The sequence below is a fragment of the Mesorhizobium sp. M8A.F.Ca.ET.165.01.1.1 genome, from assembly GCF_004792065.1.
In the GTDB taxonomy this organism is placed as follows: Bacteria; Pseudomonadota; Alphaproteobacteria; order Rhizobiales; family Rhizobiaceae; genus Mesorhizobium.
Genome location: NZ_SRTH01000007.1, coordinates 94253 through 110014 on the forward strand (window position 1 = coordinate 94253; position 15762 = coordinate 110014).

General features: G+C 64.1%; 17 protein-coding genes. 11 read left to right on the top strand and 6 right to left on the bottom strand.

Annotated features, from left to right (window positions below; translation table 11 throughout):
• Window positions 1-68: 68 nt before the first annotated feature.
• Window positions 69-1298: an MFS transporter gene (locus EN808_RS19930; RefSeq protein ID WP_127279255.1), complete on the bottom strand. Its 1230-nt coding sequence runs from the start codon at window positions 1296-1298 to the stop codon at window positions 69-71.
• A gap of 177 nt (window positions 1299-1475) precedes the next feature.
• On the opposite strand from EN808_RS19930, the gene EN808_RS19935 reads away from it, so the two are divergent.
• Window positions 1476-1766, top strand: coding sequence for a DUF3175 domain-containing protein (locus EN808_RS19935; RefSeq protein WP_135916683.1), 291 nt, complete (start codon window positions 1476-1478; stop codon window positions 1764-1766).
• Between the two features lie 41 nt (window positions 1767-1807).
• Here the strand turns inward: EN808_RS19935 and EN808_RS19940 are convergent, their stop codons facing one another.
• The 3 genes from EN808_RS19940 to EN808_RS19950 form a co-directional block, all read right to left on the bottom strand.
• Window positions 1808-2251 (bottom strand): SRPBCC family protein, encoded by a 444-nt coding sequence (locus EN808_RS19940; RefSeq protein ID WP_127279253.1) that lies wholly within the window; start codon window positions 2249-2251, stop codon window positions 1808-1810.
• Between the two features lie 158 nt (window positions 2252-2409).
• Window positions 2410-3186, bottom strand: coding sequence for a FadR/GntR family transcriptional regulator (locus EN808_RS19945; RefSeq protein WP_127279252.1), 777 nt, complete (start codon window positions 3184-3186; stop codon window positions 2410-2412).
• Between the two features lie 100 nt (window positions 3187-3286).
• Entirely contained in the window at window positions 3287-4183 is an 897-nt protein-coding gene (locus EN808_RS19950) for an NAD(P)-dependent oxidoreductase (RefSeq protein ID WP_127279251.1), read from the bottom strand.
• A gap of 120 nt (window positions 4184-4303) precedes the next feature.
• On the opposite strand from EN808_RS19950, the gene EN808_RS19955 reads away from it, so the two are divergent.
• Window positions 4304-5242 carry an NAD(P)-dependent oxidoreductase gene (locus EN808_RS19955; RefSeq protein WP_135916684.1) on the top strand — a complete coding sequence of 313 codons (939 nt, stop codon included), beginning with the start codon at window positions 4304-4306 and terminating at the stop codon, window positions 5240-5242.
• A gap of 18 nt (window positions 5243-5260) precedes the next feature.
• On the opposite strand, the gene EN808_RS19960 is transcribed toward EN808_RS19955, so the two are convergent.
• On the bottom strand, window positions 5261-6043 hold the full coding sequence (locus EN808_RS19960; protein ID WP_127280593.1) for a FadR/GntR family transcriptional regulator: 783 nt from the start codon (window positions 6041-6043) through the stop codon (window positions 5261-5263).
• A 188-nt stretch (window positions 6044-6231) separates the two neighbouring features.
• On the bottom strand, window positions 6232-7221 hold the full coding sequence (locus tag EN808_RS19965; protein WP_127280594.1) for a sugar-binding protein: 990 nt from the start codon (window positions 7219-7221) through the stop codon (window positions 6232-6234).
• A 447-nt stretch (window positions 7222-7668) separates the two neighbouring features.
• On the opposite strand from EN808_RS19965, the gene EN808_RS19970 reads away from it, so the two are divergent.
• From EN808_RS19970 to EN808_RS20010, 9 genes are all read left to right on the top strand, one after another.
• Entirely contained in the window at window positions 7669-8412 is a 744-nt protein-coding gene (locus EN808_RS19970; RefSeq protein WP_135916685.1) for an ATP-binding cassette domain-containing protein, read from the top strand.
• Between the two features lie 52 nt (window positions 8413-8464).
• A complete protein-coding gene (locus tag EN808_RS19975; RefSeq protein WP_135916686.1) occupies window positions 8465-9463 on the top strand; it encodes an ABC transporter permease in 999 nt (332 codons plus the stop codon).
• 211 nt (window positions 9464-9674) lie between these two features.
• Window positions 9675-10502, top strand: coding sequence for an AraC family transcriptional regulator (locus EN808_RS19980; RefSeq protein ID WP_135916687.1), 828 nt, complete (start codon window positions 9675-9677; stop codon window positions 10500-10502).
• Between the two features lie 113 nt (window positions 10503-10615).
• Window positions 10616-11059, top strand: coding sequence for an SRPBCC family protein (locus tag EN808_RS19985; RefSeq protein ID WP_127278865.1), 444 nt, complete (start codon window positions 10616-10618; stop codon window positions 11057-11059).
• Window positions 11060-11070: 11 nt separating this feature from the next.
• On the top strand, window positions 11071-11865 hold the full coding sequence (locus EN808_RS19990; protein WP_135916688.1) for an FAD binding domain-containing protein: 795 nt from the start codon (window positions 11071-11073) through the stop codon (window positions 11863-11865).
• 109 nt (window positions 11866-11974) lie between these two features.
• Window positions 11975-12457 carry a (2Fe-2S)-binding protein gene (locus EN808_RS19995; RefSeq protein ID WP_135916689.1) on the top strand — a complete coding sequence of 161 codons (483 nt, stop codon included), beginning with the start codon at window positions 11975-11977 and terminating at the stop codon, window positions 12455-12457.
• A 12-nt stretch (window positions 12458-12469) separates the two neighbouring features.
• Window positions 12470-13837: a xanthine dehydrogenase family protein molybdopterin-binding subunit gene (locus tag EN808_RS37635; RefSeq protein ID WP_135916690.1), complete on the top strand. Its 1368-nt coding sequence runs from the start codon at window positions 12470-12472 to the stop codon at window positions 13835-13837.
• Between the two features lies 1 nt (window position 13838).
• The gene (locus EN808_RS37640; RefSeq protein WP_135916691.1) at window positions 13839-14840 is read left to right on the top strand and encodes a molybdopterin cofactor-binding domain-containing protein; all 1002 of its coding nucleotides are present in this window, start codon (window positions 13839-13841) and stop codon (window positions 14838-14840) included.
• A 9-nt stretch (window positions 14841-14849) separates the two neighbouring features.
• Entirely contained in the window at window positions 14850-15731 is an 882-nt protein-coding gene (locus EN808_RS20010; protein WP_135916692.1) for a MoxR family ATPase, read from the top strand.
• Window positions 15732-15762: the final 31 nt, after the last annotated feature.

Sequence of the window (15762 nt, forward strand, 5' to 3'; positions counted from 1 at the left end):
GCCCCTGGCGTCGCGCAGGGACTGGCTGTTGTCAAGCCGAGCCACTGAGTGGCTGTGCCTGGCCTTCCTCAGGCGGCTAAGGCGGCCCTGTGCCTCGCCTTCCACATGAACAGGCCGATCGCCAGTATGTTCAAGAGGTTCCAGGCGATGCCGTTCAGGAACGCGGCGGCGTAGGAGCCGGTCAGGTCGTAGATCCAGCCCGACATCCAGCCGCCGATCGCCATGCCGAAAATCGTCGCCATCATGACGATGCCGATGCGCTGGCCGGCCTCCTTGGCCGGCAGGTACTCGCGCACGATGATCGCGTAGCAAGGCACGATGCCGCCCTGTGACAGTCCGAAGACCAGCGACACGACATAGAGCGAGGCGAGCCCGTCGAACGGGATATAGAACAGCAATGACAGGCATTGCAGCACCGAGCCGATGAGCAGGGTTTTGACGCCGCCGATGCGGTCGGCGACGAAGCCCGAGGCAAGCCGGCTGACGACGCCCGCCGCCATCATGATCGACAGCATGTCGGCGCCATGCGCCATGCCGTAGCCAAGATCCATGCAATAGGCGACGATGTGAACCTGGGGCATCGACATCGCAACGCAGCAACCCAAGCCGGCGACCACCAGCAGCGCCTGCATGGCCCCCGGCGACATAGGAATCGGCTGCACCGACCGGCTTCCGGGCGAGCCGGCGGCAGCCGCTTCCGGCGCGCCGCGCCGCAGCAACAACACCAGCGGCACCATGGTGACCAGGCAGAAGACGCCGATTGCCGCATAGGTGAAGCGCCAGCCTTCCGCCTTGATCAGCGTCGGCATGATGGTGGGCCAGATCGCTCCGGCGAGGTAATTGCCGGCCGCCGCCGCCGTGACGGCGACGCCGCGGCGACGATTGAACCAGTGCGAGATATCGGCGATCAACGGTCCGAAGATCACCGATGTGCCGAGACCGATCAGCACCCCTTGGGCAAGGGTGAATTGCAGGATCGAGGTCGACAGCGCCGCGAGCAGGAGGCCGGCGGAGAGCGCGATCGAGGAGAACAGCGCCGGAATCCAGTAACCCATGCGGTCGATGGCGCGGCCGACCAGCACATTGCCGGCGGCAAAGCCGACCATGGTCGCGGTGTAGGGCATGGATGCCGCGGCGCGGTCGACGCCGAACTCGGCCTGTACCGCCGGCAGCACCACGACAACGGCCCACATGCCGACCGCGCCGATTGTCGCCAGCAGCATCGAGATGGCCAGCCGCATCCAGGCGTAGGAACTGTCGATACCGGGACTGGGCCGGCTCAAGTCGGTTCGGGTCAAAGGCGTTTCCTGTCGGCGGTCTCGAAAACCGGTCGCCGTTGTCGCCACTATCCGCGCATTCCCCGTCCATAGCAGCGCCACGACAGGCAAATCCGTGGCTCCAGAGCGGAAAGGCAGGTGGGAACCGACATCCATCTGTGGAGTTTCCGATCAGCAACCCCGCCAAGGAGTCCAGCCATGACCGCCACCAAGCAGAAATGGTCGGCCGAGGTAACCGAGCACAGCGATGCGATGGATCTCGAGGAGCATGTCTTCGAATCCGACGACGCCAAGAAGATCGCCGCCTCGCTCAAGCGGTCGGCCGAACACAGCCATCGTCGCAAGGCTGAGCCCTTCCAGTCCGCCATGTCGATGCTGAATTTCTACATCAACAGGGCCGGCAGAAACCTGCCCGCGGCGCGCAAGAAGGTCCTCGAGGACGCCAAGGACGAACTGCGCACCGCATTCGGGCGGCCAAAGGAGGACTAGCCGCCCTCGCCCGCCAATGGCTCCCGACTGGACAGGGCGTCCTATTGCTTGATTTCGGGTTCAACGAGCCTGGCCAGGTTCCGCAGCGATTCCTGCCAGCCGAGATAGCAAGCTTCCGCCGGAATGACATCCGGGATACCGGCCTGGGTGATGTTCACTTCGGTGCCCACGGACACTTTCTTCAACGTCACGGTCACCTCGATCTCGCCGGGCAAGTTGGGATCGTCGAACCTGTCGGTGTAGCGCAGGAGTTCGCCCGCGACGAGCTCGACATACTCACCGCCAAATGAGTGGCTGTCGCCAGTGGTGAAGTTGCGGAACGACATCTTGAACGTGCCGCCGACCTTGCCCTCGAAGTGATGGACCGTGCAGGTGAAGCCGTTCGGCGGAAGCCATTTGGCAAGCGCATCGGCCTCGAGGAACGCACGGTAGACCTTCTCCGGGCTGGTGGTCAGAACGCGGTGCAGACGAACGGTGCTGGGCATGTCGATACTCCTTCGTGGTCTCTGTTCGATACCCCAAGGACGGTTATCACACGGTCGATCCGACACAGGCTTTTGAGTTTTTTGACGGTGGCGGCTCCGAAATTGCTTCGATCCGGCAAGGCGGAAACACCTACGCCCAACGGCGGTCTCGCGGAAACCTATCGCGAACGGATGACGTTGTCGGTATTGGCCAGCAGCTTGCGCACGGCATTGCGCGCCGCATCCGGCCGCTGCAGGCGAATATTCTTTTCGATTGCCTCGTGCATCTTCTGGGCGAGCTGCAAATCGTCGAGTTCGCGGGTCGTGTAGGCAAACAGGTGATCGAAGGCGGATTCGATCAGCACGCCGAGCGGGACCAGCAGGTCATTGCCGGAGGCACGCAGGATTGCGAGGTGGAAGCGGGTGTCGGCGCGGGTCCGTTCCTGCAGACTTTTCGCCTCGCCCATCTCCCGGCAAGCCTGGCTGATCTCGGCCATCTGCTCGTCGGTCCGCCGCATGGCGGCAAAGGCGGTCGCTTCCGGCTCGATGATGTGGCGGAATTCCTGCACCGTCCTCAGGAACACCTCGCGGTCGGGCGACGTCGCATACCAGGCGAGCACATCGCGGTCGAGCAGGTTCCAGCGTTCTTTCGGTTCGACCCAACTGCCGATCTTGGGGCGCGATGCCAGCAGGCTCTTGGCCATCAGCATCTTGATCGCCTCGCGCACCGCCGACCGGCTGACGCTGAAGGTCTCCGACCACTTGGCTTCATTGGGCAGGATGGTGCCGGGCGGATAGTCGCCGCGCACGATCCTGAGCCCGATCTCGCTGGCCAGCGACGTGTGTACGCTGGAGCCGGGAATGCGCGCCGCGTCGGGCCGGCGAACACCGGCCGGGCGTTCGGCGGCTACAGCCTTTTTGGGCGATTTTTCCTTGTTCGGCCTCGCGTCCCGCATGAATTCCAGAAAGGCCGGTTTAGGGAAGCTGTCAAGCGCGGTGCGGCCATTGGGCGGCAAAGCCGGCTTCTATGCACAACCCAGCGCGATTCGACCTCGCTCAGGCGGTCTTGACGTATTTGCGCCAGCTATGCTCCGGCCGGAAGCCGAGCATGTTGCGCGCCTTGCGGTTCGATAGCAGCGTCTCGTATTCGCCGAGTTCGCCCTTGACCGGCACGCCGGGATAGAACCGCTTCAGGAGTTCGGCGGTCGGCAGATCGGACGAGGTGTCGTCATTGGCGGCGTTGAATACCTGGTAGCCCAGCCCATCCTTCTCGATGGCGCGCAGCGTGATCTGGCCAAGGTCGCGCGCGTCGATATAGCTCCAGGCGATACGTTTGCGGAAGCCCGGATCGGCGAACCATTTCGGAAACAGCGAATACTCATGCGGCTCGATGACGTTGCCGATGCGCAAGGCATAGATGTCCGTGCCATTGCGCTGCGCGAAGGCGCGCGCCGTCTTCTCGTTGACGATCTTGGACAGCGCATAGCTGTCCATCGGATCGACGTCATACTCCTCGTCGAGCGGGAAATGCGTGGGGTCGCGCGGCTCGTTGGCGAACACCAGGCCGTAGGTCGTCTCGCTGGAAGCGATGATCACTTTGCGGATGCCGAGCTTCACCGCGGCCTCGATGACGTTGTAGGTGCCCATCGCGTTGATGCGGAACACCTCGTTGTCGGGTGTGATCATGATGCGTGGGATGGCGGCGAAATGCACCACGGCGTCGACGGGCTGCGGCCGCAGCGACGGATCGAATTCGTGCAGCCCCATATAGCTCGACAGCGCATTGAACACCTGGCCGCTGTCGGTGATGTCGGTGATCAGCGTGCGCACCTTGGGATTGTCGAGCGGTTTGGTGTCGATGTTGAGCACCTGGCAGCCCTGCTCCACCAGATATTGCACGACGTGGCGTCCAGCCTTGCCGCTGCCGCCGGTGAACATGATCCGCTTGGTCATTTCTGGTCTCCACGAAAGTCCTGGGATTGACGTCTATTGTCAGACAATATTGCTTTCTGCAACCGTCTATGGCTAAAACAGCGGCAACATTATCGATAATCACAGGACAGGACAGACAGCATGAACACCACCGCCACCAGCGAGACAATCGGCTTTGTCGGCCTTGGCCTGATGGGTCACGGCATCGCCAAGAACATCATCGACAAGGGCTATTCCCTGACCTTTCTCGGCCGCAAGAACCGCAAGCCGGCGGAGGATCTTCTCGGCCGGGGCGCTCGTGAGGCATCGACCTCCCGAGACGTGGCGGCCGCATCCGATATCGTCTTCATCTGCGTCACCGGCTCGCGCGAGGTGGAGGCCATCATTCGCGGTCCCGGCGGCCTCAAGGAGGGTTTGAAGAAGGGGTCGGTCGTCGTCGACTGCTCGACCTCGGATCCGGTTTCGACGGTGGCGCTCGCGGCCGAACTCAAGGCGCTCGGCGTCGACTATGTCGACGCGCCGCTAAGCCGCACGCCGAAGGAAGCGTGGGAAGGCACGCTCGACGCCATGGTCGGCGCGCCCGACGCCGTCTTCGCCAGGGTCAAGCCGGTGATCGACACCTGGGCCGGCCGCATCGTCCATATCGGCGACACCGGCGACGGCCATCGCATGAAGCTGCTCAACAATTTCATATCGCTCGGTTACGCCGCCATCTATTCCGAGGCATTGGCGCTGGCCGAGAAGGTCGGCATCTCGCCGCCGCGTTTCGACAGCGTCATCCGCAACGGCCGCATGGATTGCGGCTTCTACCAGACCTTCATGCGCTGGACGCTGGAAGGCGACCGCGACGCCCACAAATTCACCATCGCCAATGCCTTCAAGGACCTGACCTATCTGGAATCGATGGCGGGCGCGGCGGGCATCGCCAACCCGCTCGGCAACGCCACCAAGAATTCCTTCGCCGGCGCCCATGCCACCGGGCCGGCCGAGCAGTTCGTGCCGATGCTGGCGACCCATATCGCCAAGGTGAATGGTATCGACCTGATGCCGATGAAGGATGGCAAGAAGCAGACGATCTGAGGCCCCGGACGGCTGGCCTTACCGCCGGCCCCTTCCGATCCCCTCATCGGTGTCGGCGAGCAGCTTGTGCACGGCGTTGCGGGCGGCTGCCGGCCGCTGCAGGCGGATGCTCTTCTCGATCGCCTCGTGCAGATTCTGCGCCCGCCGCTGATCGCCGACCTGGCGCGTGGTGAAAGCGAAGAGATGGTCGAGCGCCGATTCGATCAGCACGCCGAGCGGCACCAGCAGGTCGTTGCCCGACGCCCGCAGGATGGCGAGGTGGAAGCGCGTATCGGCACGGATGCGCTCGGCCAGGTTGGCCGCCTCCCCCATCTCGCGGCACGCCAGGCTGATCTCGGCCATCTCCTCGTCGCTGCGCCGCATCGCGGCAAAGGCGGAGGCCTCCGGTTCGATGATGTGACGGAACTCCTGCACGGTGCGCAGGAACGCCTCGCGATCCGGTGCGGTCGCGTACCACGCCAGCACGTCGCGGTCGAGCAGGTTCCAGCGCTCCTTCGGCTCGACCCAGCTGCCGATCTTGGGACGCGATGCCAGAAGGCTCTTGGCCATCAGCATCTTGATCGCCTCGCGCACCGCCGAACGGCTGACATTGAAGGTTTCGGCCCATTTGGCCTCATTGGGCAGGATGCTGCCGGGCGGATAGTCGCCGCGCACGATCCTGAGCCCGATCTCGCTGGCGAGCGATGCATGAACGCTGGACCCGGGAAAGTGCGCCGCATCCGCCCTGCGGACGACCGCCGTATCGCGGTTGGCTTGCGCCTTCGCCCGACCAGCCTGTTTCTTTGCCTTTTCGTCCGGCATCCACGTTCCAATAGGTCGGCCGTCTGTCGCCCGGATTGATCCGGAGCCGCGCGGCGCGCCGATCCCGTTGCCGAAAAACCAAACCATGGGCGCGACAAAGCCGGAGCCGCTGGCCCCTGAAGCGTCTGCCCCAATCATCCGACGAGGTGGAGGGGCGCCCGCTTGGCGGGCGCCCCTGATCGAAAACCCTACTTCTGGATGCAGGTGTCGACCGTGTCCTTGGTGCATTCGTCGAGACCGGTGAACACCGGATCGTCAACCTTCTTGCCCGTGACCAGGTCGATCATCACCGATGGCGCCTTGTAGCCCATTTCGAAGGGCCGCTGGCCGACCAGCGCGGTGACAAGGCCGTCCCTGGCGATCGCCACCTCGTCGCCGATCGTGTCGGCGGCGCCGATGACGAAGTCGTTCTTGGCCAGCCGGTCCTTCAGCGGTCCGACCAGGTCGCGATAGGGCTGCGGCGCGCCGAACAGCGGCCAGCCGCCCATGATGCCGAACGCGTCGAGCTTGGGATTGGCGGCGAGGATGTCGGTCATCGCCTGAACGCCCTTGGCGCCGTCGTCATTGGTGAACACCGGGCAGCCGGCGACTTCCGTCCAGCCGCCTTCGCCGGCAAGGGCCGCGAGGCCCTCCTTGCCCGTCAGCGCGTCGCGCATGCCTTGCGCGCGGCGCAGGATGTTGTCGGCCGCCGGATTGCCCTCGATGGTGCAGATCGTGCCGCCGTTCGGCTTGGCCTTCTTGATGTACTCGCCGATCTTCTTGCCCATCAGATAGTTGTCGGTGCCGAGATAGGTCTTGCGCAGCGCCGCGTCTTCCTTGGCGAGGTCGGCGTCGACGGTCATGATCGGGATCGACGGATTGGCGCTCTTGATCGTCTGCGCGATCAGCGGCGCGTTAGACGGCGAGATCGCCATCGCCACCGTGTCGGCCTTGCTCAGCATATCCTGCACGATCTGCGCCTCGCCGGCCTCGTCGGAAGTCGATGCCGGGCCGGTGTAGAAGCATTCATATTCCGAGCTGGCGTTTTCCTTGTTCCACTTCTCGCAGCCCTGGTGGATGGCTTCGAAGAACGGATTGTCGAGACCTTTCACCACGATGACGAGCTGCTTCTTGGCCAAAGCCGGCCCGGCGCCCAGCGCCATGGCGGCGACGGCGGCGAGCAATACTGTTTTCCTCATGTCAGTCCTCCCTTGGAAACAGACGGACACGGCGTGCCCGCCACACAAACCAGCCAGGATGCGAGATGACTGAGACGCGTGCGCTCATTCAATCCGGCCAGGCCGATAAGCATTTTCAGATGCGACCAGTTCAGCGATGACGCCGCACGATCGCCAAAACCTTCCGAACGGTGGCGCCGCCGATGGCGTCGTCAAGGCCGGCATGTCTTCCTCCGACGCTCAACTAATAACGGCTTGCCGCCAACGTCAATTGCTATTTGTCCTACAAAACTGATTTTTCAAAAACGGCACGGCACTATTCGTCTGACAATTGCCCGTCGACAATTGACGCCCGCGACGCCATTCGCGTAAATGACGGCATCGCTGCCCCGGGAGGAGTTGGGGAAGGCGAATGGAAGCCGTCGCCTGTCCGCAGGCGGATGGGCCAGGCATGGGAGGCAAAGACTGGTGGCGGTTCTCGAACTCACCAACATCTCGAAGCATTTCGGCGCCATCCAGGCGGTCAATGACGTGTCGCTGTCGATCGAGCCCGGACAGGTTGTCGGCCTGATGGGCGACAATGGCGCCGGCAAATCGACGCTGGTCAAGATGATAGCCGGCAATTTCCGGCCGAGCCATGGCACGATGCGGATGGATGACAGGGAGCTGATCCTGCACAAGCCGGTCGAGGCGCGCCAGCACGGCATCGAGATCGTCCACCAGGACCTGGCGCTCTGCAACAATCTGACGGCGGCGGCCAATGTCTATCTCGGCCGCGAATTGCGCCGCGGCGTCGGCCCGTTCCGCATCCTCGACTACGCCGCCATGTACAAGCGCGCAGGCCAGATCTTCGCCGAACTGAAATCCGAGACCCGCCCGCGCGACCTCGTCAAGCAGATGTCGGGCGGCCAGCGCCAGGCGGTGGCGATCGCCCGCACCATGCTGTCTCAGGCCAAGATCGTGCTGATGGACGAGCCGACGGCGGCGATCTCGGTGCGGCAGGTCGCCGAAGTGCTGAACCTCATCCGTCATCTGCGCGACCAGGGCATCGCTGTCGTGCTGATCAGCCACCGCATGCCCGACGTCTTCGACGTCGCCGACCGCGTCATCGTCATGCGGCGCGGCCGGAAGGTCGCCGACAAGGCGATCGCGTCGAGTTCTCCCGAAGAGGTCACCGGGCTGATCACCGGCGCCATCGAGCAGGTGGCATGAGAATGGCGAACCCGGATTTCACCGCGCATCGGCAGCGCAGGAAAGGTCGATAATGGCAGTCACCCTTGACCAGACGATCGCGCAGAAGCAGCACACCTTGCTGTCGCGCCTGTTCTCCAGCCAGACTTTCTGGGTGGTGATCGCCGTCATCCTGGCCTGTATTTTCCTGTCCTTCGCCACCGATGCCTTCGCCACATCGAAGAACCTCTACAACATCACCCGCAACATCACCTTCGTCGCCATCGTCGCGCTCGGCATGACCTTCGTCATCATCACCGGCGGCATCGACCTGTCTGTCGGTTCGGTGCTGTGCCTATGCTCGATGGTGCTGGCGGTCACCATGCATGCCGGTTATTCGATAGAGATCGGCATTCTGGCCACTATCGCCACCGCGCTCGTCATCGGCGCCTTCAATGGCATTTTTATCGCCTACCTGGGCTTTCCGCCCTTCGTGGTGACGCTCGGCATGCTGTCGATCGCCCGTAGCCTTGCCATGGTCGCCTCAAACAACACCGTCGTCTTCCAGTTCGGGCCGGACCACAACAAGCTGCTGGCGCTCGGCGGCGGCGCCTGGGTGTTCGGCATCGCCAATCCGGTGCTCTACATGATCATCCTGGCGCTGATCACCGGCTTCATCCTGCGCTGGACGAAGTTCGGCCGCCATATCTTCGCCATTGGCGGCAACGAGCACGCGGCGACGCTGACCGGCGTACCGGTCAAGCAGATCAAGGTCGCCGTCTACATGATCTCGGCGCTGTCAGCCGGCATTGCCGGCATCATCGAGACCGGGTGGCTCGGCGCCGTCACCACCAATCTCGGCAACGGCATGGAACTGCAAGTGATCGCCGCCACCGTCATCGGCGGCGCCAATCTGGCCGGCGGCGTCGGCACCGCCTTTGGCGCCATTGTCGGTGCTGCCCTCATCGAGGTGATCCGAAACAGCCTTGGCCTGCTTGGCATCAACGCCTTCTGGCAAGGCACCTTCATCGGCGGCGCCATCCTGCTGGCGGTTCTGTTCGACCGCATCCGCAATTTCAGGCGCAGTGATTAGCGTTCGAGCGCCTCTCCCTTCTCCCGCTGGGGGAGAAGGGAAGTCCGCGCCGCGCTATTCGTTCTGATTGCTATCGTTCAGTCTGAAAATCGGCTGAAGCCGACCGCCATTGGTTCCGGCCAACAACCGATGCCTTGACGGATACCGAAAACCGGCCGCACAATCCCCCTGCAGGCGAAGGGAGGCCAGTCGCCTGCGGGAGGATATACCCATGACGGAAGCGATCAGGCTCTACTGGGGCCGGTTCGGACATGTTTCTGTCCTGAATGTCGCGAGCGACTTCGTCACCCATGCCCATGTCGAGGCGCATCTGATCATCTGGCTCGAAGGCACCGCCGGCGAGATGACCATCGGCCGTGAGACGGTCCGCCTCGGCCCGGGTACCGCCGCCGGCATCAACTCGCTCCAGCCGCATAGCCACGTCCTGTCCCAGGACGGACGGCCGGGCCTGTTCCTGGCCTTCTACATCGACCCGGACTGGGCGCGCCGGCGCCGCGACCTGCCGTCCAGCGCGCCGCTGTTCTCACAGGCGGCGATCGCGCTCGAGCCGTGGCTGCACCAGGCCGCCGCCAGCCTGCTCGATCATCTCACCGACAATGAAAGCGTCGACGACGTCGCCAACTACGAGATCGAGCGGTTCATCGACTCGGTGCTCGATGCCGCCGACGCCTCGGCGCCGCAGGAAGCGCGCGGCCGTATCAACACCGTGCAGGATTTCCGCGTCCGCAAGGCGATCCAGCTGATGAAGGCCAATGTCTGCGAGCGCATCTCCTTCGACGATGTAGCCCGCAGCGTCGGCCTGTCGCGGCCGCATTTCTTCGCCTTGTTCAAGGAACAGACCAATCTGACGCCAAACGTCTACTGGAACACGCTGCGCATGGAGGAAGCGGTGCGGCAGCTGCAATGGTCGCAGGAGCCGCTGATCTCGGTCGCCTGCAATCTCGGCTTCACCACGCAGGGCAATTTCTCGCGCTTCTTCCGCGACCATGTCGGCGTGCCGCCGACGCTCTACCGCGAGGCCGCGCGGGCCACGGCCTGAGTCGGCGCCATCTGTTTTTCAGACTGGTTGATACGCGCTCAAGACGCATTGATAAGCGCTGCCCGCTCCAGCGCCCTACCCTTGCCGCAACGAACTCCGCAAGGGAACACCATATGCCCAAAGTCACCATCTCCAGCGTCATCGACGCGCCGGTCGAAAAGGTCTGGGCGCGCATACGCGACTTCAACGGGCTGCCGGGCTGGCACCCGCGCATGGTCGAGAGCCATATCGAGGACGGCAAGGATGCGACCACGATCGGCTGCGTACGCAACTTCCAGCTCGCCAGCGGTGCCCGCCTGCGCGAAAAACTGCTCGACTTTTCCGATGACGATTTCCTCGTCAGCTATTCCATCCTGGAGACGCCGCAGCCGCTCACCAACCACAAGGCGACGCTGCAGCTCAGGCGCGTCACCGACGGCGACCGCACTTATGCCGAATGGACCGCCAGCTTCGACGCGGCCCCCGAGGATGCGGACAAGCTGGCCGAGGGCATGGGCGCCAATGTCTTCCAGGGCGGCTTCAATGCCCTTAAGACCCATTTCGCCGGCCAGAGCTGAAGGAGCGGGCCATGGCACTGGCGCTGCAGACTTTTACAACGGTAAAGGACGCCAATGCTGCGCTGACGGCGGCTGGCAGCCGCTATCTCGGCGGCGGGACGCTTGTAGTTCGAGCCGCCAATGAAGGCGATATCTCCGTCGCCACTCTTGTCCGCGCCACCGACCCAGCCCTGTCCACCATCGCCCTGTCCGGCGGCAAGGTCCGCATCGGCGCCTCGGCGACCATGGCGGAGATCGCCCGCCATCCGGATCTCGGTACCCTTGCCGAGGCCGCGCGCGCCGTTGGCGGTCCGGCGATCCGCAACATGGCGACCGTCGGCGGCAATCTGTTCGCGCCGTCGCCCTATGGTGATTTTGCGGTAGCCCTGCTGGCGCTCGACGCAACGGTCGGCACCGATGACGGCGACACGCCCATCGAAACCTTCCTGGCCGGGCGGGACAACAGCCGCGCCATCGTCACGTCGGTCAGTTTCATGCTTCCGAGGGCCGGCAGTTTCCGCTTCCTCAAAGTGTCTCGGGTCAAGCCCAAGGGGGTCTCGGTGCTGAGCATTGCGATCGTTCTGGAACAGGCTGGAAACGGGACCGTCTCCTCGGCGCGGATCGCGCTCGGCTGCATGGCCGATCGGCCGGTGCGCGCCAGGGCGGCGGAAAACGCACTGCTGGGAAAAACGCTTGATCAAGACGGCATCGCGGCAGCGCTGGCCGCCGCCACCGAAGGCGCCGCGCCGATCACCGATCCCATCGCCAGCGCCTGGTACCGCGCCGAAGTGCTGCCGGTCCATCTCGGCCGGCTGCTGCTCGGCTGATGCCTGTCGCCCAAAAGTGTGAAGCGGTTCTGGGAGAACGACAAGCACAAAAATGAACACGTCGGGGGGCGCGCGCTTGCCCTGCGGGGCAGGCGCGCAAGGAGGAAGAATGGCAAAGGTCCCGGTTCAATTCACGCTCAATGGCTCTGAAAAGGCCGAATTCGTCGACAGCGGCACGACGCTGCTCAATGCGTTGCGCGACAAGATCGGCGACACCTCGCCAAAGGGCGGCTGCCACCAGGGCACGTGCGGCGCCTGCTCCGTCATCGTCGACGGCGAGTTGAGGCTCTCCTGCCTGACGCTGGCCGAAACCTGCAACGGCGCAACGATCACCACCACATCGGGCCTTGCCGAAGGCGGCGTGTTGCACCCGCTGCAGCGCGCCTTCCTCGACACTTTCGCCAGCCAATGCGGCTTCTGCACGCCGGGCATGATCATGGCCGCCAAGGTGCTGCTCGACCACACGCCCAACCCCAGCCGCGACGAGGTCGTCGAAGCGCTGTCCGGGAACATCTGCCGTTGCACCGGTTACGAGCCGATCATCCAGGCGGTGCTCACCGCCGCCCGCTCCAACTCGCAGAACGCGGCCTGAAGGACCAAAAGAATGGAACTGCGCAAGAGCTACTTCGCCGATGTCCGCAAGGACGATCTGCACGAGATCGGCCAGGCCCGGCCACGCTCGGATTCGCCCGGCCATGTCACCGGCAAGACCACCTTTTTCGCCGACCGTAACTTCCCCGGCATGCTGCATCTGAAGATGGTGCGCAGCCCGCACCACCATGCCCGCATCCGCTCGATCGACACCTCCGAGGCCGAAAAGCATCCGGGCGTCGTCAAGGTGCTGACGGCCAAGGACGTGCCGCACAATGTCTACACCATCCTGATCCTCATCCAGATCGGTCCCGAGGATGAGACGGTCCTGGCCGACGGCAAGGTGCGCTGGAAGGGCGAGGCCGTGGTGGCGGTGCTGGCCGAAACCGAGCGGGCCGCCCAGGAAGCCGCCGCCAAGGTCAAGGTCGACTACGAAGTGCTGCCGGCGGTCTTCGACATGGAGGAAGCACTGAAGCCCGGCGCGCCCATCGTCAACGAATATCACGGCCAGAATTATTACCTCTATGACAGCGGCGAGTGCCGCAAGGTGCGCTTCGGCGATGTCGAGGCGGGGTTTGCCGGGGCCGATCACGTGCTGGAGCAAAGCTATCAATCCTCGCCCATCGAGCACGCGCCGACCGAGACCACCGGCTGCGTCGTGGCGCCCGAAGGCAATGATCGCTTCACCTGCTACACCAACACCCAGGCGATGTTCTTCACCCTCGACAACACTTCGATCATCCTGCAGATGCCGGGCTCGAAGCTGCATTTCGTCGGCGGCACCGTCGGCGGCGGCTTTGGCGGCAAGGTCGATGTCATCGTCGAGCCGATCGCCATCCTCGGCGCAAAAGCAACCGGGCGACCGGTCTGTTTTATCTACAGCCGGGAGGAGGAGATGCAGATCTCCTCGCCGCGCGCGGCCGAGAAAGTCGTCATCAAGGACGGCGTCATGAAGGACGGCCGCATCGTAGCGCGCAAAGTCACAGGCTACACCGATGCCGGCGCCTACTCTCGCCACTCGCCCTATGGCGCGCAGAAGGGCGCCGGGCACTATCCCGGCCCCTACACCATCCCCAATGTCTGGATCGACACCTACTGCGTCTACACCAACCGCACACCGTCGTCGGCCATGCGCGGCTTCGGCGTCACCATCGGCGACTTCGCGCTGGAGGTGCAGATGGACAAGCTGGCCCGGCTGATCGGCATGGATCCGCTCGAATTCCGCTTCATCAACGCCTATCGCGACGGCGACATGAAAGCGCATCGCCAGCCGACCGAGGGCGCGGCACTGATCGAGTGCATGCAGGAAGCAGCGCGCGCCGCCAACTGGCCGGTGGCGGAGAAATACATGGCGATGTCCTCCTACAAGAAGGGAGCCTGAGATGGCGATCCGGCGTGGACGCGGCATCGCCGCGATCAACTACCCCACGGGCATGAATCTCGGCGGCGATCCGACCCAGGCGCTGGTGCATTCGACCCCGACCGGCAATTTCATGGTGACGCTTTCCAGTGTCGATCTCGGCCAGGGCATGAAGCAGATCATGGCGCAGATCTGCGCCGAGACAATCGGCGTGCCGACCGACCGCGTCGTCGTCGACACCGCCGACACCGACACCGGCCCGCACTGCATGGGCACCTTCGCCTCGCGCGGCACCCACCGCGCTGGCAATGCCGTGATCCAGGCCGCCAAGGAGGCCCGTCAGGTGATGCTGGAAGTGGCCGCTGAAGAGCTGGAGGTGAATGCCTCGGACCTCGAAACCGACGGCCAGGGCAACATATTGGTCAAGGGCGCGCCGCAAAAGTCGATCTCGATCTTCGACGTCGCGCTGTCGGCGCATTTCAAACGCGGCCGCTCGATCTCCGGCCGCGGCATGTTTTTGATCCCCCGCTCCTATCCGGAGAAAGAAACCGGCGCGATGAAGCCGTCGACCTGCTACGCGCACGCCTGCACGGTCGCTGAAGTCGAGGTCGACGATGAGACCGGCGAAGTGACCGTGCTCACCGTGAAGAACGTCTTCGAGATCGGCCGCGCGCTGAACCCGAAAATGGTCGAGCAGCAGCTGGTCGGCGGCTCCTGGATGGGCATCAGCCACGCACTCTACGAGACGACCGAGCCCTATTATCCCAACCGCGACCATGGCGGCACCGATTTCAACCAGTATTTGATGCCCGGTCCCGGCGACCTCGCCGAGACCGAAATCATCGTTCTGGAGCGTCCGTCCGGCGACGGACCATATGGCGCCAAGGGGCCGGGCGAAATGTGCGCCAACCCGCAAATACCGGCGGTCGCCAATGCCGTCTTCGACGCCGTCGGCGTGCGCATCGACACGCTGCCGATCACGCCGGAACGCATTTTGCGGGCGCTCAAGGCGCAGGCGAACTGAGTGCCGAAAATGCCCGAGGTGAACACTGAGACTGTCGCGACCTCGCCGGAGGCGGTGGCACAGCACCTCGCCGCCTCGCGCTATCTGGCCGACGAAAGCCTCGCCACCGCCATCTTTCTTGCTATCCGGCTCGGCAAGCCGCTGCTGCTCGAAGGCGCGCCGGGCGTCGGCAAGACGGAAGCGGCCAAGGCGATCGCCGCGCTGCTCGGGCGCGATCTGGTGCGGCTGCAATGCTACGAAGGCATCGACGCCGCGCACGCGCTCTACGAATGGAATTATCAGCGCCAGTTGCTCGCCATCCGTCATGCCGGCGAGCACGAGATCGACATCTATGACGACCGTTTCCTCATCGCCCGTCCCCTGTTGCAAGTGCTGAAGGCGCCGCAGCAGCGCGTGTTGCTGGTCGATGAGATCGACCGCTCGGACCATGAATTCGAAGCGCTGCTGCTGGAATTCCTCTCCGACTTCCAGATCAGCATTCCCGAGCGCGGCACCATCCGTGCCGAGGCACAGCCGATCGTCGTGCTGACCTCGAACCGCACCCGCGAACTCGCCGAAGCGCTGCGCCGCCGCTGCGTCTATCACTGGATCGGCTATCCCGACGCCGAACGCGAGGCCGCCATCATCATGCTGCGCGCCGGCGATGTGGCGCAGGCCACTGCTCGCGCCGTGGCGGCGGCTGTACAGACCATCCGAGCACGCCCACTCGCCAAGCCGCCCGGCATCGCCGAGGCGGTCGAATGGGCCAATGCCGCGACCATTCTTGAAAAAGGCGGTAGCCCCTGGCCGGAAGCCTTCCGCCGCGCCATCGGCGTGCTGATCAAGGACGAGGAAGACCTGTCCTACATTGCTCCGGAGCTCGGCCGCATCGTCAAGGAGGCGCTGGCGTGATGCGGGGAGTCAACAAGCCTCTGTCTCTAAC

What these genes read in the sequence shown, in the direction of transcription:
- EN808_RS19935 (WP_135916683.1), top strand. Translation starts at nt 1,476, where the DNA reads ATGACCGCCACCAAGCAGAAATGGTCGGCCGAGGTAACCGAGCACAGC.
- EN808_RS19940 (WP_127279253.1), bottom strand. Translation starts at nt 2,251, where the DNA reads ATGCCCAGCACCGTTCGTCTGCACCGCGTTCTGACCACCAGCCCGGAG.
- EN808_RS19945 (WP_127279252.1), bottom strand. Translation starts at nt 3,186, where the DNA reads ATGCGGGACGCGAGGCCGAACAAGGAAAAATCGCCCAAAAAGGCTGTA.
- EN808_RS19950 (WP_127279251.1), bottom strand. Translation starts at nt 4,183, where the DNA reads ATGACCAAGCGGATCATGTTCACCGGCGGCAGCGGCAAGGCTGGACGC.
- EN808_RS19955 (WP_135916684.1), top strand. Translation starts at nt 4,304, where the DNA reads ATGAACACCACCGCCACCAGCGAGACAATCGGCTTTGTCGGCCTTGGC.
- EN808_RS19960 (WP_127280593.1), bottom strand. Translation starts at nt 6,043, where the DNA reads ATGCCGGACGAAAAGGCAAAGAAACAGGCTGGTCGGGCGAAGGCGCAA.
- EN808_RS19965 (WP_127280594.1), bottom strand. Translation starts at nt 7,221, where the DNA reads ATGAGGAAAACAGTATTGCTCGCCGCCGTCGCCGCCATGGCGCTGGGC.
- EN808_RS19975 (WP_135916686.1), top strand. Translation starts at nt 8,465, where the DNA reads ATGGCAGTCACCCTTGACCAGACGATCGCGCAGAAGCAGCACACCTTG.
- EN808_RS19980 (WP_135916687.1), top strand. Translation starts at nt 9,675, where the DNA reads ATGACGGAAGCGATCAGGCTCTACTGGGGCCGGTTCGGACATGTTTCT.
- EN808_RS19985 (WP_127278865.1), top strand. Translation starts at nt 10,616, where the DNA reads ATGCCCAAAGTCACCATCTCCAGCGTCATCGACGCGCCGGTCGAAAAG.
- EN808_RS19990 (WP_135916688.1), top strand. Translation starts at nt 11,071, where the DNA reads ATGGCACTGGCGCTGCAGACTTTTACAACGGTAAAGGACGCCAATGCT.
- EN808_RS19995 (WP_135916689.1), top strand. Translation starts at nt 11,975, where the DNA reads ATGGCAAAGGTCCCGGTTCAATTCACGCTCAATGGCTCTGAAAAGGCC.
- EN808_RS37635 (WP_135916690.1), top strand. Translation starts at nt 12,470, where the DNA reads ATGGAACTGCGCAAGAGCTACTTCGCCGATGTCCGCAAGGACGATCTG.
- EN808_RS37640 (WP_135916691.1), top strand. Translation starts at nt 13,839, where the DNA reads ATGGCGATCCGGCGTGGACGCGGCATCGCCGCGATCAACTACCCCACG.
- EN808_RS20010 (WP_135916692.1), top strand. Translation starts at nt 14,850, where the DNA reads ATGCCCGAGGTGAACACTGAGACTGTCGCGACCTCGCCGGAGGCGGTG.